Origin of the sequence: Streptomyces sp. NPDC029674, from assembly GCF_044903205.1 — a bacterium.
GTDB lineage: Bacteria > Actinomycetota > Actinomycetes > Streptomycetales > Streptomycetaceae > Streptomyces.
The window spans coordinates 240,091-264,184 of the sequence record NZ_JBJDPY010000010.1 but is presented as its reverse complement, the minus strand read 5'-3'; the positions used below and the strand labels follow the sequence as shown (position 1 = coordinate 264,184).

Here is a 24,094-nt window from a genome sequence, read left to right as displayed (position 1 = left end):
GGGCAGGAGGTCGCCCACTCCAGGGAGCGGCCGAAGCCCCACGGGTCGTCGACGTCGACCTTCTCGCCGTACTTGGCGGTCTTCCAGACGTTGTAGAGGAACGGCAGCGTGGAGAGGCCGAGCAGGAACGCCCCGATGGACGAGACGGTGTTGAGCACCGTGAAGCCGTCCGCCGCCAGGTAGTCGGCATAGCGGCGCGGCATGCCCTCGGCGCCCAGCCAGTGCTGGACCAGGAACGTGGTGTGGAAGCCCACGAAGAGCGTCCAGAACTGGATCTTCCCGAGCCGTTCGTCGAGCATCTTGCCCGTCAGCTTCGGCCACCAGAAGTAGAAGCCGCCGAAGGTCGCGAAGACGACGGTGCCGAACACGACGTAGTGGAAGTGCGCGACGACGAAGTACGAGTCGGTGACGTGGAAGTCGAGCGGCGGCGAGGCCAGGATGACGCCGGTCAGGCCGCCGAAGAGGAAGCTCACCAGGAAGCCGACCGCCCACAGCATGGGCGTCTCGAAGGAGAGCGACCCTCTGAGCATCGTGCCCGTCCAGTTGAAGAACTTCACGCCCGTTGGGACCGCGATGAGGAAGGACATGAAGGCGAAGAAGGGCAGCAGGACCGCGCCCGTGGCGAACATGTGGTGCGCCCACACGACCACGGAGAGCCCGGTGATGGCCATCGTCGCGCCGACCAGCGGCAGATAGCCGAAGATCGGTTTCCGGCTGAAGACAGGGATGATCTCCGTGATGATGCCGAAGAACGGCAGCGCGATGATGTAGACCTCGGGATGCCCGAAGAACCAGAAGAGGTGCTGCCACAGCAGCGCACCGCCGTTCTCCGAGGCGAAGACGACCGAGTGGAAGCGGCGGTCGGCCTCCAGGACGAGCAGCGCGGCGGCGAGCACGGGGAACGCGATAAGCACCAGGATCGACGTGAACAGCACGTTCCAGGTGAAGACCGGCATCCGGAACATGGTCATGCCGGGTGCGCGCATCCCGATGATGGTGGTCAGGAAGTTCACCGCGCCGAGGATCGTGCCGAAGCCGGAGAGCGCGAGGCCCATGATCCACAGGTCGGCGCCGATGCCCGGCGACCGCTCCATGCTGTTGAGCGGGGCGTACGCGAACCAGCCGAACGCGGCGGGCCCGCTCGGCACCAGCAGCGAGCCGATGACCATCAGGCCGCCGAAGAGGAACAGCCAGTACGAGAGCATGTTCAGCCGCGGGAAGGCCACGTCGGGCGAGCCGATCTGCAGCGGCATGATCTCGTTGGCGAACCCGGCGAACGTCGGCGTCGCGAAGAGCAGCAGCATGATCGTGCCGTGCATGGTGAAGGCCTGGTTGAACTCCTCGTTGCTCATCAGCTGCAGCCCCGGCCGGGCCAGTTCGGCCCGCATCAGCAGGGCCAGCGCGCCGGCGAGCAGGAAGAAGACGAACGACGTGATCAGGTAGAGGTGACCGATCTTCTTGTGGTCCGTGGTGGTCAGCCAGTCCACGACCACCCGGCCGGGGCGCTGTTCCCGCACCGGTCGTCCGGTCTCCCGCGCCGTCTCGGTCCCCATCGCCCGCCCCTTCGCCATCGCGTCCCGGGCCCCGCCCGCAGGGTGTTCGAAGCTCACGCCATGATGCTCGCGTCGCGGCGGCTCCGACAGGGGGCGTACGCCGGTTCCGGGTGACCGGTGAGCGGACACCGGTGCCGGAATGAGGAATTCCCCCATGCCCCGTCACATCCCGTGCGGGCCCCGGGATTCGGAAATGCGGAGGGCCCGCAAAGGGCCCGCCATCTCATTAGGACCGCGCATTTCCGGCGATGCGCATGACTCCTTCCGAGTGACGCGAAGACACCGTCGAATTACGTCGGTAGAAGGACGGAACCGCCCATACGTGTGACGGAGTTCGACCGAAACGCACGTGGTGATCCTGTGACAGAAGCGTGACCGGAGAGGTACCGGTGACGCATGGTGTCCGCCTCCCGGGCTTCCCCCGCCGGGGCCGCGCGGCCTAACGTGGCGGCCATGGCACCTATTCCGACCCCTCCCACCGAGCCCCAGGACAGCCCGGAAAGCTACGTGGGCCTGGCGGCCGACGGCGCCGAGCGGCAGGCGCGCGAGCGCGGCTGGTCCACCGTCAGGTCGCTGCCCCCGGGCACGATCATCACCATGGAGTACCTCGCGGGGCGGCTCAACTTCGAGGTCAAGGACGGCGTCGTGACGCGCTGCTGGAAGGGCTGAGCGAGGCACACCACGGCAGCACACCCACGGCAGCACACCCACGGCAGCACCCACGGCAGAAGGCCCCGGCTCCTGAACGGAACCGGGGCCTTCGCGGTGCGGGGGATGGGCTGTGCGTACCGGCCCCCGCTGTCGTGCCGGCTGTGCTGTCGTGCCGGCTGTGCTGTCAGTGGAGTCAGCCACCCGCCACCGGGCGGGCCGACGTGGTGCCGCGGGTCACGCGGTCGGAGTGCGGCGGGCGGCGGCTGCCCGCCGGGGTGACGGGGGTCCGCTCGGAGCGGGCCGTGTGCGGGCCCGGCGCCAGATAGGCCGGGGGGCGGCCGCCGCGGGCGGCGCCGACCGGCTCGCGCGCGGGCACGCTGTCGTCCGCGACCGGGCGCTGCGGCACCATCGCGGGGGCGCCGACCGGCGAGGGAGCGGGATCCGGCACCGTGATGATCCCGGCGCGGCGGGCGCGCCAGGAGTCGCGGACGCTGAAGATCACGGCCTCGACGCGGGCGATCAGCGACTCGAACCAGGGCAGCGCGAGCAGGATGAGCAGGCCCGCGGCCCAGCCGAGGAAGACGTCGCTCAGCCAGTGCGTACCGAGGTAGACGGTGGTGAGGCCGACGCTCAGCGAGACCACCGCGGACAGCGCCGACAGATAGCGGCGGGTGCGCGGGGTGGAGGCGAGGTAGGCCAGGATTCCCCAGGTCACGACGGCGTTGGCGGTGTGGCCCGAAGGGAATATATCGCCGCCGAGCCACATCTCGTTCGAGCCGATCGCGGTCGCGTAGTGCGGGCCGAGGCGGCCCATGCCGATCTTGGCGGCGCCCACCGTGACGTTGAGCAGGAGCAGCGAGGCGCCGAACATCAGGAGCGGGCGCAGGGTGTGCTGCCGCCAGGAGCGCCAGCCGAGCCAGGCCGCGACCATGACGGCCGTCGGGCCGCGCTGGCCGAGGACGACCCAGTAGTCGAGGAAGGCGTGGATCTCCGGCCACTGCTGGTAGGGCCGGAAGAACATGACCTGCCAGTCGAACCGCACCAGCCACGAGGTGGTCAGCACGGCGACGACGATGGCGAGGTAGAAGGCCAGGGTCGCGCCGAAGAGCACGACCCTGTGCCGGCTCATCCTCGGCATGGTGAGGTGGGCCGGTCGTTCCGGCTCACGGTCCAGCCGGGCGAAGACCCGGTCAAGACGGGTGAGGTTTCGTTCGGTACGCACCCAATCGACGTTACAGCGAGTGAGTGCGGCACTAGGCCGAATCAGTGGCTTTGTGATGACGATGTGATGTGGGATTGATCTCAGGACGGGGGTTTATTCCGGTGGATTCTTTATTGAGCACCGACCGCTTACCCAATTGGTTGATCATTTCCGGTGCTGTTTTATGGCTCTTTTAAATTGGTTCACCGGAGCCTGGTGTGGAATTTCCCGTTCGATCACCGGGAGCCCGCCGAAATGATCATGACGTGATCAGGGCGGGCCCGAGCCGTGCAGCCAGAACGCCCCGTAGACCGCGCTCAGCACGGCCACACCCCCGAGGACCAGCGCCGACCTGGACGTACGCAGCCGGGCCAGCGCCACCGCGACCGGCAGCAGCAGCGGGAACGCGGGCATCAGGAGCCGCGGCTTCGAGCCGAAGTAGCCCGCCGCGCACAGAGCGAGCACGACGACGATCCCGCAGTAGACGAGCAGCGGCAGTGGCTGCTTCCCGCGAACGCCGAGGACGTACAGCCAACCGACCAGGACGACACCCGCGATGAGGCCGAGGCCCGCGAGGGCGCCGGGTACCGAGGTGAACTTCTCCCCGACGAAACGCGCGAAGGCGTAGCCGAAGTCGAAGCCGTTGCCCCAGCCCGCCTGGACGTCGAGATAGCCGAGGAGGCCGCCGCCGGTGCGGTGCCCGACCCAGAGCACGTAGCCCGCGGCACCGAGCGGAGCGAGGACCACCCCGAGGAGCATGCGCCGGTCGGCCCGCCGCTCCCGGTATACCTGCACGGCCGCCGCCACCCAGATCGCGGCGACCACCGCGGCACCCACCGGCCGGGTCAGCCCCGCGCCGGAGGCGAGCACGCCCGCCACCACCCAGCGGCCCCTGACCACCGCGTACAGCGACCACGCGGCGAACGCCGTGAACAGCGACTCGCTGTACGCCATCGACTGCACGATCCCGACCGGGAGCACCGCCCACAGCGCGACCGCGCAGACCCCCGCCCGCCGCCCGTACACATGGTCGGCGACCGCGAAGATCCCCGCGGCGGCGAAGAGCGAAGCGAGCCAGCTCACCACAAGACCCGCGTCGGCGTACGACAAGGGGCTGACCGCCGCCACGAGCCGTTCCAGCCAGGGCAGCAGCGGGAAGAACGCCAGGTTCGAGTGGACGCTGCCGTCCGGGAGCGTCACCTCCCAGCCGTACCCGTGCTCGGCGACCCGGGTGTACCAGAGCGAGTCCCAGCGGGCGGACAGCAGCGTGTGCGGACTCTTGCCGACCGCCGCGCCCCACACCGCGAGGACGGCGAGGCCCAGCGCGCGCACCCCCGCGTACACGAGGAGGGCGGGCGCCGCGCGGCGCAGTGCGTGGCCCGCCCGGGACGGCGTGCGGCGTTGATCAAGATCGGTCACGGGCTCGATTATCGGCCGTCGGGACAGCCGGACACCTCGGCGGGGCATGGCCGGAAGCCGACGGCGTGGTGCACGCCACACCGCATCCGTACAACCGTGAGAGGTCCGCCACGTGCCTCAGCGGTGGACTCGCGTACTCTGACGGCTCACTCGCCTTGTCTGTGCCGCCGGAGCAGGGAGTTCCCATCCCGCAGGCCGCTGATGCGAGGGACCACTGGGAGGTACGCACATGTCCGGGACGACCACGGCCGCAGCACCGCAGGGCCGTCGGGGATCCGGGGCCGGTGCCGGGGCCAACCGCTGGGTCGTGCTCGTCGTCCTCTGCGTCAGCCTGCTGCTCGTCGCCGTCGACGCCACCGTCCTGCACGTCGCGGTTCCCGCGGTCACCGAGGACCTGAAGCCCGGCGCGATCGAACTGCTGTGGATCGTCGACATCTATCCGCTCGTCTGCGCCTCGCTCCTCATCCTCTTCGGCACGCTCGGCGACCGCGTCGGCCGCAGACGCGTCCTACTCCTCGGCTACGCCCTCTTCGGCGTCGCCTCCGCGATCGCGGCCCTCGCCGACAACGCGCAGGTCCTCGTCGCGGCCCGCGCGCTGCTCGGCGTCGGCGGCGCGATGATCATGCCGGCGACCCTGTCGATCCTCCGCCAGGTCTTCCCCGACCGCCGCGAGCGGGCCCTCGCCATCGGCATCTGGAGCGCGGTGGCCGCGGTCGGCGCGGCCGTCGGACCGCTGCTCGGCGGGTTCCTCCTCGAACACTTCTGGTGGGGCTCGGTCTTCCTCATAAACATCCCGCTGATGCTGGTCAGCCTGCCGATCGGACGCCTGCTCCTGCCCGAGTCGACCGGCGACAGGAACGGGCCGTGGGACGTGACCGGCGCGCTGATGGCCGCGGGCGGGCTCTTCGGCCTCGTCCTCGGGGTGAAGCGGCTCGGCGGCGGCGAGTCGCCGCTCGGCGCCACGACCCTGGTCGCCCTCGCCGTCGGCGGCGCCCTGCTCGCCGGCTTCGTCCGCAGACAGCGGCGGCGCAAGCATCCACTCGTCGACTTGTCGATGTTCGCGCGGCCCGCGTTCAGCACGTCGGTCGGCTGCATCGTCCTCGCCATGCTCGCCCTGGTCGGGCTCGAACTGATCGCCGCGCAGTACCTCCAGCTCGTGCTGGGGCTCTCGCCGCTGGAGACGGGCCTGCGACTTGTGCCCCTCACCGTCGCCGCGATGGCCGCGGGTCTCGCCGGATCGAAGATGCTCGGCGGGCTCGGGCCGCGCACCATGGTCTGCGCCGGCTTCTGCCTCACCGCGGTCGCCGTGCTGCTGCTCACCGGCATGGGCGCGCACGCCAACGACACGCTGCTCCTCGTCGGCTTCGTCCTGCTCGGCTTCGGCCTGGAGACCACGCTCTTCGGCGCGTACGAGTCGATGCTGAGCGAGGCGCCGCCGGCGCAGGCGGGCGGCGCCGCGGCGATCGGCGAGACGTCCTACCAGCTCGGCGCGGGCATCGGTATCGCGCTGCTCGGCAGCGTCATGAACGCGGCGTACACGCCGGGGCTCTCCTCCGTGCCCGGGGTGTCCGCCGCGGACAGCGCCGCGGCGGGGCACTCGCTCGGCGAGGCGTACGAGGTCGCTGCGCGGCTCGGCGGGGATTCGGGGGCGGCGTTGCGGGCCGCGGCGCGGGACTCGTTCGTGCACGGGCTGCATGTGACTCTGCTGGTGAGTGCGGGGCTGCTGCTGCTCGGGGCGGTGGCGGCGCTGCGGTTGCCTCGGGGGATGGAGTGTGGGGTGCCTGCGGGGCGGGTTGAGCCGGGGGAGCGGGGGGTGCCTGGGCCTCGGGACCCCGCGAGGGTCCGGGCCGGGTCTTCCTTGGACGCGTGAGCCTTCGGGGGGTGGCGGTTCTTCGGGTGCGGGTGGTTTGTGGCTGGTCGCGCAGTTCCCCGCGCCCCTGAGTCGGCCGGTGTTGTTCTTTGGGTGCGGGTTGGGTGTGGCTGGTCGCGCAGTTCCCCGCGCCCCTGGGGTAGCCCGGGTTCCCCGGCCCCTCAAGGGGCTCTGGACGTGCGGGACACTGCGTCGTAACGTCGGCGCGAGTCGTGCTAACTACCAGTGCTAGTTTTGTGTTGCCGGAGGCCCGCATGTCCGTAAGTGCCCGAACCCTTCTGCCGCCCTTCGATCCCGCCGATCCCCTCGGCATCGACGATCTCCTCGAACCGGAGGACCTCGCGATCCGGGACACCGTCCGTACGTGGGCGACCGACCGGGTTCTGCCGCACATCGCCGACTGGTACGAGAAGGGCGAGCTGCCCGGCATCCGCGAGCTCGCGCGGGAGCTCGGTTCCATCGGGGCGCTCGGCATGTCGCTGGAGGGGTACGGCTGCGCGGGCGCCAGTGCGGTGCAGTACGGGCTCGCCTGTCTGGAGCTGGAGGCCGCCGACTCCGGCATCCGCTCCCTCGTCTCCGTGCAGGGTTCCCTCGCCATGTACGCCATTCACCGCTTCGGCTCCGAGGAGCAGAAGCAGCGGTGGCTGCCGGGCATGGCCGCCGGTGAGATCATCGGCTGCTTCGGGCTCACCGAGCCGGACCACGGCTCCGACCCGGCGTCCATGCGGACCCACGCCAAGAAGGACGGCACCGACTGGGTGCTCAGCGGGCGGAAGATGTGGATCACGAACGGCTCGGTGGCCGGGGTCGCCGTCGTCTGGGCGCAGACCGACGACGGCATCAGGGGATTCGTCGTACCGACCGACACGCAGGGCTTCTCGGCGCCCGAGATCAAGCACAAGTGGTCGCTGCGCGCGAGCGTCACCAGCGAGCTGGTCCTCGATGAGGTGCGGTTGCCCGCGGACGCCGTGCTGCCCGAGGTCGTCGGCCTCAAGGGGCCGCTGAGCTGTCTCTCCCACGCCCGCTACGGCATCGTCTGGGGTGCGATGGGCGCGGCCCGCTCCGCCTTCGAGGCGGCCGTGGAGTACGCGAAGAGCCGTGAGCAGTTCGGCCGGCCCATCGGCGGCTTCCAGCTCACCCAGGCCAAGCTCGCCGACATGGCGGTCGAGCTGCACAAGGGAGTCCTGCTCGCCCACCACCTGGGGCGGCGCATGGACGCGGGGCGGCTCCGTCCCGAGCAGATCAGCTTCGGCAAGCTCAACAACGCCAGGGAAGCGATCGAGATCTGCCGCACGGCCAGGACGATCCTGGGCGCCAACGGCATCTCGCTCGAGTACCCCGTCATGCGGCACGCGACGAACCTCGAGTCCGTGCTCACCTACGAGGGCACTTCCGAGATGCACCAGCTCGTACTGGGCAAGGCGCTCACCGGTCTCGATGCCTTCCGGTGAGCGTCCCTGCCCCTAGCTCTGATTGAAGAAACCGTCCGAGGGGCGGCCCGCGGCCTCGCCGTTGACGATCTGGGTGTCGGCGGGGGTGAGCAGGAAGACCCGGGTGGCCACGCGCTCGATGGAACCGCGCAGACCGAAGGTGAGACCGGCCGCGAAGTCGACCACGCGCTTGGCGTCGGCGGGCTCCATGGACGTCAGGTTCATGATGACCGGGACGCCGTCCCGGAAGAGCTCGCCGATGTGGCGCGCGTCCCGGAAGCTGTCCGGCGTCACGGTTCCGATCCGGTGCTCCAGGCCCTGGGCAGGCTCACTCGCCACCCGCGCGCGCGGGTCGGTGACCCAGGCCTCGGGCTGCTCGGGTCCCTCGGCCCGGTCGTCTTCGTAGCCGTCGTCGTAGTAACGCTCGTCGTTGTTGTCGTCGACGAGGCCAAGCCAGGCACTCGCCTTGCGCACCGATCCCATGGACGCCTCCTCTCGCAGCGGTTTCCCTGAATTCCGCATCCCTATCGTCGTCCATGATGCGGATGATGCGCCAAGTGGATAGTCGCCGCGCGGGGTTTTCGTGACGGTACTGGTGCAGAGTCAACACGCCGATGTGCGGTGCGCTCCAAGGGTCGTGCTGTGCACGGCTGCTGACTGTGAGTGAAATATGATGGTGCACGGCGTACGGGTGACGGCCGGTGCGTACGGGTGAACGAGGCCCTCGCTACGATGCCGGAGTTGATCATATCCGGGCCACTCGGGGGAGTCGTCTTGTTCGGAATCGTCAGGCCCTGCAGCCACCGCCTCGGTGAGGGCCTCAAGACGCAGTGGATGGCGCACCTCTGCGGCCTCTGTCTCGCGCTCCGCGGAGACCACGGGCAGTTCGCCCGCGTCGTCACCAACTACGACGGGCTCATTATCTCGGTCCTGACGGAGGCTCAGGCCGACCGGTCGACCGGCTGGCGGCGCACCGCCGGGCCCTGCCCGCTGCGCGGGATGCGGACGGCCTCCGTGGCCCGGGGGGAGGGGGCGCGGCTCGCCGCCGCCGTCTCGCTGGTGCTCGCGTCGGCGAAGGTCCGCGACCATGTCGTCGACGGCGACGGGCTCCTGGCGCGCAAGCCGGTGGCCGTCGCCGCCCGGCGCGTGGCCAGGAACTGGGACAGGGCGGGCGCCCGGACCGGCGCCGACGTGGGGTTCGACACGGCGGTCCTGGTCGACGCCGTCGAACGGCAGGCGGGCATCGAGGCCTTGGCGGGACCCGGCAGCTCGCTGCTCACGGTCACCGAGCCGACCGAGACCGCGACCGCCGCGGCCTTCGCGCACACCGCCGTGCTCGCCGGACGGCCCGGCAACGCGGCGCCGCTCGCCGAGGCGGGCCGGCTCTTCGGCAGGCTCGCGCACCTGCTCGACGCCGTGGAGGACAGGGAAGCTGACGCCGCGTCGGGCGCCTGGAACCCGCTCACCGCGACGGGCACGTCCCTGACCGAGGCGCGCCGGCTGGCCGACGACGCGCTGCACGGCATCCGGCTCGCACTGCGCGACGCCGAGTTCACCGACGGCAAGCTGGCGCACATGCTGCTCGCCCACGAGCTGGGCAGGTCGGTCGACCGGGCCTTCGGGACGACCGCGTGCGGTCACGCGCATGAGGTGACAGCGCATCAGGGCGGCGGCTCGTTCGGGCCGCCGCAGCAGGGTGGGCCGTACGGCTCGCAGAATCCGTACGGGGGTGACAATCCCTACGGAGGCGGTAATCCGTACGGGGGCGGCGCGCCCGGTGGGCCGGTCGGGCCGGGTGGCCCCGGCGGTCCCGGCGGGCCCGGTGGCTTCGGTGGCGGGCCCGCCTTCGAGCCGCAGCCGCCCCAGAAGCCCGGCAAGCGCGGCTTCTGGGCGGGGTGTGCCGTCGCCATCGGGCTCTGCTGCACCTGCAAGATGTGCTGTGCCGACGAGTACGAAGGCCCCTGGTCACGCAAGAAGCGCGAGGGCTGCTGCAGCAACTGCGGCGACTGCGACTGTGGCTGCTGCGGTATCTGTGAGTGCTGTTCCTGCTGCGACTGCGGGCTGTAGCCCGGCCCGGCCGGGTGGAGCGGACGTACGAGGGAGGGGTGCCGTCGCCCGTGACGGAAGTGGGCGGCGGCGTACGCGTGTGAAGGCGAGGGCGACGTCGTGCGGACGCGCGGCGTCGTGAGGAGAGCGCGGGGGGTGCCGACCGCAGGAGGCAGCGCACGGAAGTGCGGGAAACGCGCGGCGGGTCGGCTCAGAAGGGCATCAGAAGAGCATCAACAGGACGCCGACCACACTCGACCGAAGTCGATGTGGGAGCGCGTGACCAGCCACTGCTGCGGATGCATGGCCCAAGTGGAACAGGCATCCGTTTCCGCGTCAACTGCCGTGAGACGTGCGGCTCATATGCTGGACAGTGTGCTGGACAGCCTTGACAGTGCGCGTGAAGGAGACCGTAATCTCGGGGCGGATCGTGCTGAGGGGCTCGGTCCGTGTGAAGGCGTCACCCGTGTTCGGTCTTCTGTCACCACGGAGCCTTCCGCATGCCTTCCGGCACCCTTGAGAGCCCCCCGCTCGCCCTCCCCGCCACCCCCGTCGCCCGATGAGGCGCTCGCTGGTGATCGTGGGGGCGGGCCCGCGCGCCACCGGAATCCTGGAGCGCATCGGCGCCAACGCGCCTGAGCTGTACGGAGATTCGGTCCCCGGGAGTCCAGGTCTGGACATCCACCTTGTCGACCCCTACCCGCCGGGCGGCGGCCGCGTCTGGCGGCGCGACCAGTCGCCGCTGCTCTGGATGAACTCGCAGGCCCAGGACGTCACGATGTTCACCGACGACACGGTGGAGGTGGCGGGTCCTGTCCTGCCGGGCCCCGCCCTGCACGAGTGGGCCGGGCGCGACGGGCGTGCCTTCCTCGGCCGCCGCGAACAGAGCGACTACCTGCGCTGGGTGTACGAGAGAGCCGTGGCCGCCCTGCCCGCGGGCGTCGCCGTCCACCACCACCCGCGCAGGGCCCTGCGCGTCACCGGGGCGCGCGACACCCGCCAGGAGGTGACCCTGGAGGGCGTCGCGGAGCCCCTCGCCGCCGACCTCGTCATCCTCGCCCAAGGGCACCTGGACGCCGAACTCGACCCGGAGCAGGCCGCGTTGGCCGCGTACGCCGAGCGCAACGGACTCGTCCACCTGCCGCCCGACTTCACCGCCGACAGCGACCTGTCACGGCTCGCGCCCGGCGCACCCGTCATCGTGCGCGGCTTCGGCCTCGCCTTCGTCGACCTGATGGTGCTGCTCACCGAGGGGCGCGGCGGACGGTACGCGAACGGCACGTACCTGCCCTCGGGGCGTGAGCCCGTCCTGTACGTCGGTTCGCGGCGCGGCGTCCCCTACCGCTCGAAGATCGGCTACGACTGGGACGGCGAACGGCCGCCGCTGCCGCGCTACTTGGGGCCCGCCGAGATCGACGCGCTCCTCGCCGCCCCCGGCGGGTTCGACTTCGGGCGGGACGTGTGGCCGCTCGTCGAGAAGGAGCTCGGCTTCGCCCACTACCACCGCCTCTTCACCGCCCACCCCGAGCGCACCCGGACCGCCTGGACGGACTTCGACGAGAAGTACGAGGCGTGCGAGCCCGGCAGCCCCGCGCTGGACGCCCTCATCGCCTCCGCCGTGCCCGACCCCGCCGACCGGCTCGACCTCACGGCGCTCGACCACCCCCTCGCCGGGGTGCGCCACACCTCGTACGAGGCGCTGCAGGACGGGCTGCGCGGCCACATCGCCGCCGACCTCGCCCGCAGGCACGACCCCGGACACAGCCCCGACCTCGCCGTCTTCCTCGGGCTGCTCTCCGTCTACGGGCAGCTGGTGCGGCTCGGCGACGTGGGGCCGTGGTGGCACGGCTTCTTCAGCTACCTCGCGTCCGGGCCGCCAGGACCCCGGCTGCGGCAGCTGCTCGCGCTCTCCCGCGCCGGAGTCGTGCGGTTCCTCGGCGCCGACGTGCGGGTCGCCGCCGAGGGCGGGGTGTTCCGCGCGCGGAGCCCCACCCTGCCCGGGCAGGTCACCGAGGCCCGCGCGCTCGTCGAGGCGCGGCTGCCGCAGCCCACCCTCGCCCGCACCCGCGACCCGCTGCTGCGCGCCCTGCACGCCGAGGGTGCCGCGTCGACCGCGGCGGGGCTGCTCGCCGTCGACCCGGTGGACGGACGGGTGCTCGACCGGGCCGGCGCGGCGCACCCGCGCCGGTTCGCGCTCGGCCCGCACACCGACGCGCGCGGCGCGGGCGCGTTCACCCGGCCGCGTACCAACAGCCCCACCTTCCGGCAGAACGACGCCACCGCCCGCGCCGTACTCGACTTCCTGCGCGCCTCCCCGGCCCGCTGAACCCCACAGGAGCCTTCCGTATGCACGCGCCACACACCCTCCGCCTCGCCGCCGCCCTCGACCAGCCCGAGGCCTACGAAGCCGCCGCCTACGCCGAACCGGCGCTGCTCGCCGAGCGCGGGGCGCTGGACTTCGTGACCCTCGGCGACTCCTTCGCCCGGCCCGGGCTCGACGCGCTCGCCGTGGCCGCCGCGCTCGCGCCCCGCACCGGACGCATCGGCCTGGTGCCGACCGTCACGACCACCCACACCGAGCCGTTCCACGTGCAGGCCGCCGTGGCGACCCTCGACTGGGTCAGCCACGGGCGGGCCGGCTGGGCGGTCGACGTGTCGGCGACCGAGGCCGAGGCCCGGCTCTTCGGGCGGCGCGGCGCCGCGTCCCGCGAGGAGCTGTGGCGCGAGGCGGGTGAAGTGGCCGACGTCGCCGCCCGGTTGTGGGACAGCTGGGAGGACGACGCGGAGATACGGGACGTGCGGACCGGCCGCTTCATCGACCGGGACAAGCTGCACTACGTCGACTTCGAGGGGCGCGGCTTCTCGGTGCGCGGCCCGTCCATCGTGCCGCGGCCGCCGCAGGGCCACCCGGTGCGGGTGGTCGACGCGACCGCGCCGCAGGCCCGTGAGACGGCTGCCCGGCATGCGGACATCGCCCTCGTGCGGGTCGCCTCCGCCGCGCGGGCCGACGCCGCCCGGGCCGAACTGCGGGGCGTGGCCGCACGGTGGGGGCGCGATCCGCGGACGCTGCTGGTGTTCGCGGCCCTCCACGTCGACCTCGGCGGCGGGGAGTGCGCCGCCGAGCCGGGGCACGGGGGCGGGCCGCTGCCCACCGCCGACGGGCCCGTCTACCGGGGCGGACCCGTCGACCTGGCCGAGCTCATCGCCGACTGGCACCGCGCGGGCGCCGTCGACGGCTTCCACCTCACGCCCGTCGAGCCGCGCCGGGACCTGGAGCGGCTCGTCAACGGCACCGTCGCGCTGCTCCAGCACCGCGGCCTGTTCCGCACCTTCTATCCGGGCAGCACGCTCCGCGAACACCTGGGGCTCGCCCGGCCGGCCAACCGTTACGCCGCACGCGCGAAGGAGTCCGCATGACACAGCGAGCCGAGACGACACGGCGGCCGAAGCAGATACACCTGGCCGCCCACTTCCCCGGGGTCAACAGCACCACCGTCTGGTCCGACCCGAGATCCCGCTCGCACATCGACTTCTCCTCCTTCGAGGCGCTGGCCCGCACCGCCGAGCGCGGTCTCTTCGACTTCTTCTTCCTGGCGGAGGGGCTGCGGCTGCGCGAGCACAAGGGGCGGATCCACGACCTGGACGTGGTCGGACGGCCGGAGTCGCTCACCGTCCTGACCGCGCTCGCCGCCGTCACCGACCGGCTCGGCCTCGCCGGCACCGTCAACGCGACCTTCAACGAACCCTTCGAACTGGCCCGCAGGTTCGCCTCCCTCGACCACCTGAGCGCGGGCCGCGCCGCCTGGAACGTGGTCACCACGTCGGACGCCTTCACCGGCGAGAACTTCCGGCGCGGCGGCTACCTCGACCGCGCCGACCGGTACACGCGCGCCGCCGAGTTCCTGGCGACGGCGCGCGAGCTGTGGGACTCCTGGACGCCGCAGGGCCGGCCGCGGCCCTTCGCGCACCACGGCGAACACTTCGCGATCGAGGGCGAATTCACCGTGCCGCGCTCCCCGCAGGGGCACCCCGTCGTGATCCAGGCGGGCGACTCGCCGGAGGGGCGGGAGTTCGCCGCGTCGGCCGCCGACGTCGTCTTCACCCGGCACGGCACGCTGGAGGCCGGCCGGGAGTTCTACGCCGACGTGAAGGGGCGCCTCGCGAAGTACGGCCGGACCGCCGACGACCTGAAGATCATGCCAGGCGTCACCTGCGTCCTCGGCGACACCGCCGCCGAGGCGCAGGAGAAGGCCGCCGGGATCCGCCGGCAGCAGGTCTCACCGCAGAACGCGATCCTCGCCCTGGAGCAGGTGTGGGGCGTGGACCTCTCCGCGTACGACCCGGACGGGCCGCTGCCCGACATCGACCCGGACCCGGAGTCGCAGCTGGTCCAGGGCCGGGTGAAGACCGGCGATCCCCTCGCCGTCGCCGCGAAGTGGCGGGCGCTCTCCGAGGCCAAGGGGCTCTCCATCCGGCAGACCGTCATCGAGACCACGGCCCGCCAGTCCTTCGTCGGCACCCCGGACCGGGTCGCCGCCGACCTCACGGAGTTCGTGCGCGCCGACGCCGCCGACGGCTTCATCCTCGTCCCGCACCTCACCCCGGGAGGCCTCGACGACTTCGTCGACAAGGTGGTGCCGCTGCTCCAGGAGCGCGGCGCATACCGCACGGAGTACCGGGGTACGACGCTGCGCTCCCACCTCGGACTGCGCGCGCCCACGGGGAAGGAGTGACCGGTCGCGGCCGAAAGGCGCCCTTGTGCGGCTGGTGTCCGCCCCTCAATACTCCCGAGCAGCGCTTGTCAGGAGCACGGCGTATCCGGAATCCGGGCTTGCTCTTTGGCTGCGCCTCACGGGTCCTCAACCCACAAGGACCCACTGACTTCCCTCGGGAGGGAACAACGTGAGGATCAAGCGCACCATCCCCCACAGCGGCACGGCGAGACGCACCCGTCTGCTCGCCATAGCCACCGGACTTGTCGCCGCCGGAGCGCTCGCCGTGCCCGCGGCCAACGCCCAGGACGGCATGGCGTCCTTCAGCGCGTCCCAGCTGGAACAGGCGAGCGACGCCGTCCTCGACGCCGATGTCGCGGGCACCGCCTGGGGTGTCGACCCGAAGACCAAGCAGGTCGTCGTCACCGCCGACAGCACGGTCTCCAAGTCCGAGATCGCCGAGCTCAAGGACGCGGCTGGAGCCAATGCCGACGCCCTGAAGATCGAGCGCACCCCGGGCAAGTTCCAGAAGTACATCTCCGGCGGCGACGCGATCTACGCGAGCAGCTGGCGCTGTTCGCTCGGCTTCAACGTGCGCAACAGCGCGGGCGCCTACTACTTCCTGACCGCCGGGCACTGCACCGACGGGGCGACCACCTGGTACGCCAACTCGGCGCGGACCACCGTGCTCGGCACCACGTCGGGCTCCAGCTTCCCGACCAACGACTACGGCATCGTGCGGTACACCAACAACTCGATCACCAAGTCCGGCACCGTGGGCAGCCAGGACATCACCCGCGCCGCCGATCCCACCGTCGGGCAGAACGTCACCCGGCGCGGTTCCACGACCGGTACGCACAGCGGCCGCGTCACCGCGCTGAACCAGACGGTCAACTACGGTGGCGGCGACGTCGTCTACGGCATGATCAAGACCACGGTCTGCGCCGAGCCGGGCGACAGCGGCGGCCCGCTGTACTCGGGCACCACGGCGCTGGGCCTGACCTCCGGCGGCAGCGGCAACTGCTCGTCGGGCGGCACGACCTTCTTCCAGCCGGTCACCGAGGCGCTGCGCGCCTACAGCGTGAGCGTCTACTGAGTCCTGGGAACGGCGTTCGAGGCCGCAGCCAGCAGCGGGTGAGCCCCCGTCCGGACACCGGGCGGGGGCTCGCTCTTGTCCTGGGGGAGGGCTACCTTCGAAGAGAACGGCCAACACGCCCAATTCGGACCCTGGGGGGCCGGCATGGTCGAGGAGCTGGTGGCGGCGGGACTGACCCTCGGGTCGGTCGGAGTGGTCTACGTGATGGCGGCGGCGCGCGTCGTCAAGCAGTACGAGCGGGGTGTGGTGCTGCGCCTCGGAAAGCTGCAACGCTCCGTGCGCGGGCCGGGGTTCACCATGATCGTGCCGTTCGTGGACCGGCTCCGCAAGGTCAACATGCAGATCGTGACGATGCCGGTGCCGGCGCAGGACGGCATCACGCGCGACAACGTCACGGTCCGGGTCGACGCGGTCATCTACTTCAAGGTGGTCGACGCCGCGGAGGCGGTCGTGCAGGTGGAGGACTACCGCTTCGCGGTCTCGCAGATGGCGCAGACGTCGCTGCGCTCCATCATCGGCAAGAGCGATCTGGACGACCTGCTGTCCAACCGCGAGAAGCTCAACCAGGGCCTGGAGCTGATGATCGACTCGCCGGCCATCGGGTGGGGCGTGCAGATCGACCGCGTCGAGATCAAGGACGTGTCGCTGCCCGAGACCATGAAGCGCTCCATGGCCCGGCAGGCCGAGGCCGACCGCGAGCGGCGCGCCCGCGTCATCAACGCCGATGCCGAACTCCAGGCCTCCAAGAAGCTCGCCGAGGCCGCCCACGAGATGGCGGAGGAGCCCGCCGCGCTCCAACTGCGGCTCCTGCAGACCGTGGTGGCCGTCGCCGCCGAGAAGAACTCCACCCTCGTCCTGCCCTTCCCGGTGGAGCTGCTCCGCTTCCTGGAGCGGGCCCAGCAGAACCTGCCGCAGCAGCCACAGCAGCAACAGCCGCCGCAGGTACCCCCGGTGGAAGGGTCGACAACCGGACAGGACTAGTCCTCACAGGCTGACGACCGTTCCTCGCGCGCGGTGTTTGCAACGGGAACCGACGTGGCGTGACCGGGCTCACTCGTTGTGCGGGGGGCGCACTGTCGATCTCGCGTGCGCGTCCTGAAGTCGACCTTGTGTGCTACCGGATGCGCTCGGGATAGTAGACGAGGCAACTTTGGCATGGACGCGGCTTTTTCAGCGTGGCAACTCCGTGCGGTGCAACCTTGCGGCCCGTCAGGCCCCCACGCCCGGCGAGCCGTTCCCCCCACAGGAGGTCGTGAGTTTTGAAGCACCGACGCATACCCAAGCGGCGTGCCGCCGTGGCAGGCGCGGGCATCGCCGCGCTGGTCGCCGCGGGAATCACCTTCCAGACTGCGAACGCGAGCGAGAACTCCCCGACGCCCACACCGGACACCCTCTCGGTGGCGAAGGCCGGAAAGCTCGCCTCGGCCCTCGGCAAGGACCTCGGCGCGGACGCCGCGGGCACGTACTACGACGCGAAGGCCAAGGCCCTCGTCGTGAACGTGCTGAACCAGGACGCCGCCGACACCGTCGAGTCGGCGGGCGGCAGGGCCAGAATCGTGAAGAACTCCCTCGCCGAGCTGAAGAGCGCCCGCGCGACGCTCGACGACAAGGCCGCCGTGCCCGGCACCTCATGGGCGATGGACCCGGCCACGAACAAGATCGTCGTCACGGCGGACCGCACGGTCGGCGGCGCGAAGCTCGACAAGGTCACCTCGGTCGTGAAGAGCCTCGGCGGCAAGGCCGAGCTCAAGCACAGCAAGGGCGAGTACAAGGCCTTCCTCGCGGGCGGCGACGCGATCTGGGGGAGCGGCTCGCGCTGCTCGCTCGGGTTCAACGTCGTCAAGGGCGGCGAGCCGTACTTCCTGACGGCCGGCCACTGCGGCAACGCGGTCAAGAGCTGGTCCGACTCGCAGGGCGGCTCGGAGATCGGCGCCACGGAGGAGTCGAGCTTCCCGGGCAACGACTACGCCCTCGTGAAGTACACGGCCGACACCCCGCACCCGAGCGAGGTGAACCTCTACAACGGCAGCTCCCAGGCGATCAGCAAGGCCGGGGACGCCACCGTCGGACAGAAGGTGACGCGCAGCGGCAGCACCACGCAGGTCCACGACGGCGAGGTCACCGCGCTCGACGCGACGGTGAACTACCAGGAGGGCCAGGTCGACGGTCTGATCCAGACCACCGTCTGTGCCGAGCCCGGCGACAGCGGCGGCGCGCTCTTCGCCGACGACACCGCGCTGGGTCTCACCTCGGGCGGCAGCGGTGACTGCTCCGCCGGCGGAGAGACCTTCTTCCAGCCGGTTCCCGAGGCGCTGAGCGCGTACGGGGCCGAGATCGGCTGAGTCGGTCGGACCGGTCGCGGAAAGGCCCCGCCCCCGTGAAAGCGGGGGCGGGGCTTTGCCGTGCCTGGTCCGGCGGCTACTCGATGACTGTGCTGCCCCTGCCGTAGTTCGTGCCGCTCAGGTCGATGGAGCCGCTGCGCGTCCTGCGCCGGGCGGACAGGGCGAGGGTGACGACGACGCCGAGGACCGCCCAGGCGGAGAGGACGAGCAGCGGCCGGGTGACCGAGTTCCCCTCGAAGTACGCGATGGAGCGTGCCACCCAGGTGCCGGCGCCCGGCGGCAGCCAGGGCCCGATCGCCTGCCAGAAGGGCGGCAGCATCGGCAGCGGGAAGGCGCCGCCCGCGCTCGGGTTGCCCGCGATGACGATGAGGAGGACGGCCAGGCCGATGCCCACGATGCCGGTGAGCGCCTGGAGGGCGAGCGTGATCGCGCCGACCCCGAAGATCACCAGGGTGCCGAGGCCCCACAGGCCCATGACGCTGCCCGGCAGGGCGCCGAGGATCGGCCCGATGATGACCGCGCCGCCGAGCCCGCCGACGATCGAGTAGAGCGCCATGGTGCCGAGCCTGATGACCGCGCGCGGCACGTTGGAGGCCCGGGAGCCCGCGCTGATCGCGAGGATCGACGCGCACAGGTAGCCGCCGACGCACCAGCCGACGACCAGGTAGAAGGACGAGAGGCCGTTGAAGTCCTGGTTCGACGCCCGGGCCACGTCGACGGTCTTCACCGTGCGCTTCTGGGCGGCGTCGGCCTCGGTGACGAGCTCGGTGAGGGTCCTGGAGAGGGCGGTGCCGCCGCCGGAGGCGACCAGGAGGGTGTCGGTGGTGCCGCGCGGGTCGACGAGCAGGGCGCCGTCGATGTCGCGGTTCATGATCTGGCGGCGGGCCGCGGCCTCGTCCTTGAGGACGCGGGTGTCGAGGGGGTCGCCGGGGAGCTTCTCGAGGCGGTCGGACGTCTGCTCGGCCGCGGGACCCGGGGCGACGACCCCGAAGGGCACGTCTCTCGGTTCCGGATGGTGCAGGGCTCCTACGTAGGAGGCGATGAACAGCAGTTGCAGGGCGAGTACGCCGATGACGAGCAGGGCTGCTCGCGGAGTGACGGCGCTCTTCAATTCGTCGGCGAACCTCATGCCCCCACGCTCCGGGTCGCGGGGCGTCTCCGCAGGTGGGATGGGCCGAACGGACGACGTCTCGGGCTGTGGAGCACGCCGGACCCGTGAATCGAACATACGTGTCGTACGTAAGTTCGAAACTGGTCTATGGTGGAGGCGGGGGATGTGAGATCGGATCGATTCAGGGTTTCAGGAGGTGCGTGTGCCCGGGTTCACGCATCTGCACACCGTCTCCGGGTTCTCCCTGCGGTACGGGGCCTCGCACCCGGAGCGACTGGCCGAGCGCGCCGCCGAGCGGGGCATGGACGCCCTCGCCCTCACCGACCGGGACACCCTCGCGGGCGCCGTCCGGTTCGCCAAGGCCTGCGCCAAGGCGGGCGTACGGCCGCTGTTCGGGGCCGAGCTCGCGGTGGGCGCGCCCGCCCCGGCCAGGGGCGAGCGGCGCCGGGCCCCCGTGCGCGGCGGTGCCTTCATCGACGAGTCGACCCCGCGCGTCACCTTCCTCGCCCGGGACGGCGCCACCGGCTGGGCCGCGCTCTGCCGCCTGGTCACCGCCGCGCACCGGGACGCCGCGGACGGACAGCCCGTCCTGTCCTGGCAGGAGAACCACGGCGAGGGCCTCACCGTGCTGCTCGGCCCCGCCTCCGACGTGGGCCGCGCGCTCACCGCGGGCCGCCCCGACCGGGCCGCCCGCCTCCTCGAACCCTGGCGCGAGCGGTACGGCGACGCGTTGCGCCTGGAGTCCGTCTGGCACGGCCGCGAGGGAACAGGCCCCGGCTCGCTGCGCCTCGCCGCCCGCACCGTCGGCTTCGCCGCCGAGCAGGGCGTGCGCCCCGTCCTGACCAACGCCGTGCGCTACGCCGACCCCGGCCAGGGCCCCGTCGCCGACGTCCTCGACGCCGCCCGCCGCCTCGTCCCCGTCGACCCGACCAAGGAGCTCGACGGCGGCGAGCGGTGGCTGAAGGGCGCGGACGACATGCTGCGCGTCGCCGAGCGCGTCGTCGAGGCCGCGGGCTTCCGCCGCGACACCGCCCACCGCCTGCTCGACCAGACCCGGGCGACCGCCGCCGAGTGCCTCGTCGACGCCGAGGACGACATCGGCATCGGATCCGTGCGCTTCCCCGAGCCGCACCTGGTCGGCGCCGGGCGCCGCACCGCGCAGCGCGTCCTCGCCTCGCGCGCGGCGGCCGGCATGGTGCTGCGCGGCTACGACTCCCGGCGCGACTACTGGGAGCGCATGCACCACGAGCTGGACATCATCGACCACCACGGCTACGCCTCGTACTTCCTCACCGTGGCGCAGGTCGTCGACGACGTGCGCGATCTGGGCATCCGGGTCGCGGCCCGCGGCTCGGGCGCCGGCTCCCTCGTCAACCACCTCATCGGCATCGCGCACGCCGACCCCGTCGAGCACGGACTGCTCATGGAGCGGTTCCTGTCCAAACGGCGCCAGGTCCTGCCGGACATCGACATCGACGTCGAGTCGGCCCGCCGCATCGAGGTGTACCGCGCGATCCTCGGCCGCTTCGGCCCCGAGCGGGTCGCGACGGTCGCCATGCCCGAGACCTACCGGGTGCGCCACGCCGTGCGCGACGTGGGCGCCGCCCTGTCCATGGACCCGGCCGACATCGACCGGATCGCCAAGGCCTTCCCGCACATCCGCGCCCGCGACGCCCGTGCCGCGCTGGAGGAGCTGCCCGAACTGCGGGCGGTCGCCGAGGAGCTGGGCGACCACAAGCGGCTGTGGGAGCTGGTCGAGGCCCTCGACGCGCTGCCGCGCGGCGTCGCCATGCACCCGTGCGGGGTGCTGCTCTCCGACGCCTCGCTGCTCGCCCGTACGCCCGTGGTGCCGACCAGCGGCGAGGGCCTGCCCATGTCGCAGTTCGACAAGGACGACGTCGAGGACCTCGGCCTGCTCAAGCTGGACGTGCTCGGGGTGCGGATGCAGTCCGCGATGGCGCACGCGGTGGCGGAGGTCGAGCGGGCCACGGGGGACGCCGTGGACCTCGACGACCCGCGCCAGGTCCCGCCGGGCGACCCGGCGACGTACCGGCTCATCCAGTCCACCGAGACGCTCGGCTGCTTCCAGATCGAGTCGCCGGGCCAGCGCGACCTGGTCGGGCGGCTGCAGCCCGCGACCTTCCACGACCTGGTGGTCGACATCTCGCTGTTCCGGCCAGGACCGGTCGCCGCCGACATGGTGCGGCCCTTCATCGAGGCCAGACACGGCCGCGCGCCCGTCCGCTATCCGCATCCCGACCTCGCCGGGCCGCTGAAGGAGACGTACGGCGTCGTCGTCTTCCACGAGCAGGTCATCCAGATCGTGGACATCATGACCGGCTGCGGGCGCGACGAGGCGGACCGGGTGCGGCGCGGGCTCTCCGACCCCGAGTCGCAGGGCCGGATCCGCTTCTGGTTCGCGCAGCACGCGGCGGCCAGGGGGTACGACGCGGAGACGATCGGCCGCACCTGGGAGATCGTCGAGGCCTTCGGGTCGTACGGCTTCTGCAAGGCACACGCGGTGGCCTTCGCGGTGCCGACGTACCAGTCGGCGTGGCTGAAGGCCCATCACCCGGCCGCGTTCTACGCCGGGCTGCTCACGCACGACCCGGGGATGTACCCGAAGCGGCTGCTGCTCGCGGACGCGCGGCGCCGGGGGGTGCCGATCCTTCCGCTGGACGTGAACCGGTCGGCGGTCGCCTACCGTATCGAACTGGTGTCTGGTTCTGAAGGTGAGGCGGACCGGTGGGGGCTGCGGCTCGCCCTCGCCGACGTGCACGGCATCAGCGAGGCCGAGGCCGCCCGGATCGCCAACGGGCAGCCCTATGCCTCGCTCGTCGACTTCTGGGAACGGGCCAGGCCCTCCAAGCCGGTCGCCCAGCGGCTCGCCCAGGTCGGCGCGCTCGACGCGTTCGGCGCCAACCGCCGTGACCTGCAACTGCACCTGGCCGAGCTGCGGCGCGGCGCGCGGGGTGCGGCCGGCGCCCAACTGCCGCTGTCCGGCGGGCGGAAGACGGCCCCCGCGGGCCTGCCCGACCTGGACGACGCGGAGCGGCTCAGCGCCGAACTGGGCGTCCTCGGCATGGACTCGTCGCGCCACCTCATGGCAGACCACCGCGACTTCCTGGCGGAGCTCGGCGTGTTCAGCGCGCGGCGCCTGCGCGAGGCCGAACACGGCGCGACCGTCCTGGTCGCGGGCGCCAAGGCCGCCACGCAGACCCCGCCGATCCGCTCCGGGAAACGCGTCATCTTCACCACCCTGGACGACGGCACCGGCCTGGTCGACCTGGCCTTCTTCGACGACGCCCACGAGCGGTGCGCGCACACCGTCTTCCACTCCTGGCTGCTGCTCGTGCGCGGCGTGGTGCAGCGCCGCGGGCCGCGCAGCCTCAGTGTGGTCGGCGCGGCGGCGTGGAACCTGGCGGAGCTGGTGGAGCTGCGCAAGGAGGGAGGGCTCGACGCGGTGGCGCGGCGCCTGGCGGAACCGGGACCGGAGCCGGAGGAGCCGGAGGAGGGGGCCCCGGCGGCGGAGGGGCGCCGCATCCGCATGGCCAACGGATACGAGATGCACCCCTGGGCGGACCTGCGCCCGGCGGGTGAGGGGACGGCATCGACACGGAAGCTGTGGCACCAGAGCCCGGGGAGCGCGGGATGAACGACGATGGCATCACCACCCTCTACGTACGCTTCCTGCTGCCCCCCATGTACGAGGCGCTGCTGCCCCAACTGCTCGCCCTGCTCGGCGAGTTCACCCCGCAGGTCGAGGCGCTGCCGCCGGACGCCGCACTCGTCGACGTGCGCGGCGCGCGCCGGTACTTCGGGCGGAGCGCCGTCGGCCTCGCCGCGCTGATCCGGGTGCGGGCACTCGCGCTGTACGGGGTGGAGTGCGCGATCGGCGCCGGCCCCGGGCCGATGCTGGCGCGGATGGCCGCGCGCGGCGCCGCCCCCGGCGTGACCCGTTCGGTGCCGGAAGGCCCGGACGGCGTACGGGAGTTCCTCGCGGACCGGCCGGTCGGCGAGCTGCCCGGCATCGGCCGCGCCACCGCCCGCACCCTCTGCGAGTACGGCCTCGACTCCCTCGGGAAGGTCGGCGCCGCGCCCCTGTCCACCCTGCAACGGCTCGTCGGCGCCCGCGCGGGCCGCGAACTGGGCGAGAAGGCGCGGGGTGTCGACCGCACCCGCGTCGTGCCGAACGCCGCCGCCCGCTCGCTCTCCGTCGAACGCCCCTTCCCCCGCGACGAGCTGGACCCCTTCCGGCACCGCCGCGCCCTGCTCTCCGGCGCCGAGGAGCTGGGCGCCAGGATGCGCGGCGAGGACCAGGTGTGCCGCACGCTGACCCTCACCGTGCGGTACGCGGACCGGAGCACGACCGTGCGCACCCGGGCCCTGCCCGAGCCGACCGCGCACTCCACCGCGCTGACCACGGCCGCGTACCGCATGTACGAGGCGCTCGGCCTGCAGCGGGCCCGGGTGCGCGCCGTGTCCCTGCGCGCCGAGGGGATCGCCCCCGCCGAACACGCCGCCCACCAGCTGACGTTCGACCCGGCGGACGAGAAGGCCCGCCGGATCGAGGAGGTGGCCGACCGGGCACGGAAGAAGTTCGGGCCGGGCGCGATCGTGCCGGGCACGCTGGCGGCGTGAGCCGTCCGGTCACCTGTCCGGT

General features: G+C 72.0%; 16 protein-coding genes and 1 pseudogene. 12 read left to right on the top strand and 5 right to left on the bottom strand.

Annotation, left to right across the window (positions count from 1 at the left end; all coding sequences use genetic code 11):
- Positions 1-23: 23 nt before the first annotated feature.
- Positions 24-1,553 (bottom strand): annotated as a pseudogene (locus ACI2L3_RS24950) (cbb3-type cytochrome c oxidase subunit I); the annotation flags it as partial.
- Between the two features lie 453 nt (positions 1,554-2,006).
- On the opposite strand from ACI2L3_RS24950, the gene ACI2L3_RS24945 reads away from it, so the two are divergent.
- On the top strand, positions 2,007-2,222 hold the full coding sequence (locus ACI2L3_RS24945; protein ID WP_404754608.1) for an I78 family peptidase inhibitor: 216 nt from the start codon (positions 2,007-2,009) through the stop codon (positions 2,220-2,222).
- Between the two features lie 175 nt (positions 2,223-2,397).
- Here ACI2L3_RS24945 and ACI2L3_RS24940 read toward each other — a convergent pair whose 3' ends face one another.
- Entirely contained in the window at positions 2,398-3,426 is a 1,029-nt protein-coding gene (locus tag ACI2L3_RS24940; RefSeq protein ID WP_404754607.1) for a phosphatase PAP2 family protein, read from the bottom strand.
- A 249-nt stretch (positions 3,427-3,675) separates the two neighbouring features.
- The gene (locus ACI2L3_RS24935) at positions 3,676-4,824 is read right to left on the bottom strand and encodes a glycosyltransferase family 39 protein (protein WP_404754606.1); all 1,149 of its coding nucleotides are present in this window, start codon (positions 4,822-4,824) and stop codon (positions 3,676-3,678) included.
- Between the two features lie 229 nt (positions 4,825-5,053).
- Between ACI2L3_RS24935 and ACI2L3_RS24930 the strand changes: the two genes are divergently transcribed.
- Both ACI2L3_RS24930 and ACI2L3_RS24925 read left to right on the top strand, forming a co-directional pair.
- Positions 5,054-6,694 carry an MFS transporter gene (locus tag ACI2L3_RS24930; RefSeq protein ID WP_404754605.1) on the top strand — a complete coding sequence of 547 codons (1,641 nt, stop codon included), beginning with the start codon at positions 5,054-5,056 and terminating at the stop codon, positions 6,692-6,694.
- Between the two features lie 254 nt (positions 6,695-6,948).
- Positions 6,949-8,145 carry an acyl-CoA dehydrogenase family protein gene (locus ACI2L3_RS24925; protein WP_404754604.1) on the top strand — a complete coding sequence of 399 codons (1,197 nt, stop codon included), beginning with the start codon at positions 6,949-6,951 and terminating at the stop codon, positions 8,143-8,145.
- A 12-nt stretch (positions 8,146-8,157) separates the two neighbouring features.
- On the opposite strand, the gene ACI2L3_RS24920 is transcribed toward ACI2L3_RS24925, so the two are convergent.
- Positions 8,158-8,607: a cell division protein SepF gene (locus ACI2L3_RS24920; protein ID WP_404754603.1), complete on the bottom strand. Its 450-nt coding sequence runs from the start codon at positions 8,605-8,607 to the stop codon at positions 8,158-8,160.
- A 291-nt stretch (positions 8,608-8,898) separates the two neighbouring features.
- Between ACI2L3_RS24920 and ACI2L3_RS24915 the strand changes: the two genes are divergently transcribed.
- The 7 genes from ACI2L3_RS24915 to ACI2L3_RS24885 all read left to right on the top strand — a co-directional run bounded on the left by ACI2L3_RS24915 (position 8,899) and on the right by ACI2L3_RS24885 (position 18,320).
- A complete protein-coding gene (locus tag ACI2L3_RS24915) occupies positions 8,899-10,191 on the top strand; it encodes a DUF5685 family protein (RefSeq protein WP_404754602.1) in 1,293 nt (430 codons plus the stop codon).
- Positions 10,192-10,729: 538 nt separating this feature from the next.
- On the top strand, positions 10,730-12,496 hold the full coding sequence (locus tag ACI2L3_RS24910; RefSeq protein WP_404754601.1) for an FAD/NAD(P)-binding protein: 1,767 nt from the start codon (positions 10,730-10,732) through the stop codon (positions 12,494-12,496).
- Between the two features lie 20 nt (positions 12,497-12,516).
- Complete coding sequence (locus ACI2L3_RS24905) at positions 12,517-13,587, top strand: LLM class flavin-dependent oxidoreductase (protein WP_404754600.1); 1,071 nt, start codon at positions 12,517-12,519, stop codon at positions 13,585-13,587.
- On the top strand, positions 13,584-14,903 hold the full coding sequence (locus ACI2L3_RS24900; protein ID WP_404754599.1) for an NtaA/DmoA family FMN-dependent monooxygenase: 1,320 nt from the start codon (positions 13,584-13,586) through the stop codon (positions 14,901-14,903). The genes ACI2L3_RS24905 and ACI2L3_RS24900 overlap by 4 nt, the downstream gene beginning before the upstream one ends.
- 169 nt (positions 14,904-15,072) lie before the next feature.
- Complete coding sequence (locus ACI2L3_RS24895; protein ID WP_404754598.1) at positions 15,073-15,978, top strand: S1 family peptidase; 906 nt, start codon at positions 15,073-15,075, stop codon at positions 15,976-15,978.
- A 144-nt stretch (positions 15,979-16,122) separates the two neighbouring features.
- Positions 16,123-16,959, top strand: coding sequence for a slipin family protein (locus tag ACI2L3_RS24890; RefSeq protein ID WP_404754597.1), 837 nt, complete (start codon positions 16,123-16,125; stop codon positions 16,957-16,959).
- Between the two features lie 278 nt (positions 16,960-17,237).
- Positions 17,238-18,320, top strand: a complete 1,083-nt coding sequence (locus ACI2L3_RS24885; RefSeq protein WP_404754596.1) for a S1 family peptidase — start codon at positions 17,238-17,240, stop codon at positions 18,318-18,320.
- A gap of 76 nt (positions 18,321-18,396) precedes the next feature.
- Here the strand turns inward: ACI2L3_RS24885 and ACI2L3_RS24880 are convergent, their stop codons facing one another.
- Positions 18,397-19,449 carry a DUF3533 domain-containing protein gene (locus tag ACI2L3_RS24880; protein ID WP_404754595.1) on the bottom strand — a complete coding sequence of 351 codons (1,053 nt, stop codon included), beginning with the start codon at positions 19,447-19,449 and terminating at the stop codon, positions 18,397-18,399.
- A gap of 184 nt (positions 19,450-19,633) precedes the next feature.
- On the opposite strand from ACI2L3_RS24880, the gene ACI2L3_RS24875 reads away from it, so the two are divergent.
- Together ACI2L3_RS24875 and ACI2L3_RS24870 are read left to right on the top strand one after the other, a co-directional pair.
- Positions 19,634-23,086: a DNA polymerase III subunit alpha gene (locus ACI2L3_RS24875; RefSeq protein ID WP_404754594.1), complete on the top strand. Its 3,453-nt coding sequence runs from the start codon at positions 19,634-19,636 to the stop codon at positions 23,084-23,086.
- An 11-nt stretch (positions 23,087-23,097) separates the two neighbouring features.
- Entirely contained in the window at positions 23,098-24,072 is a 975-nt protein-coding gene (locus ACI2L3_RS24870; RefSeq protein WP_404754666.1) for a DNA polymerase thumb domain-containing protein, read from the top strand.
- The last annotated feature ends 22 nt before the right edge of the window (positions 24,073-24,094 follow it).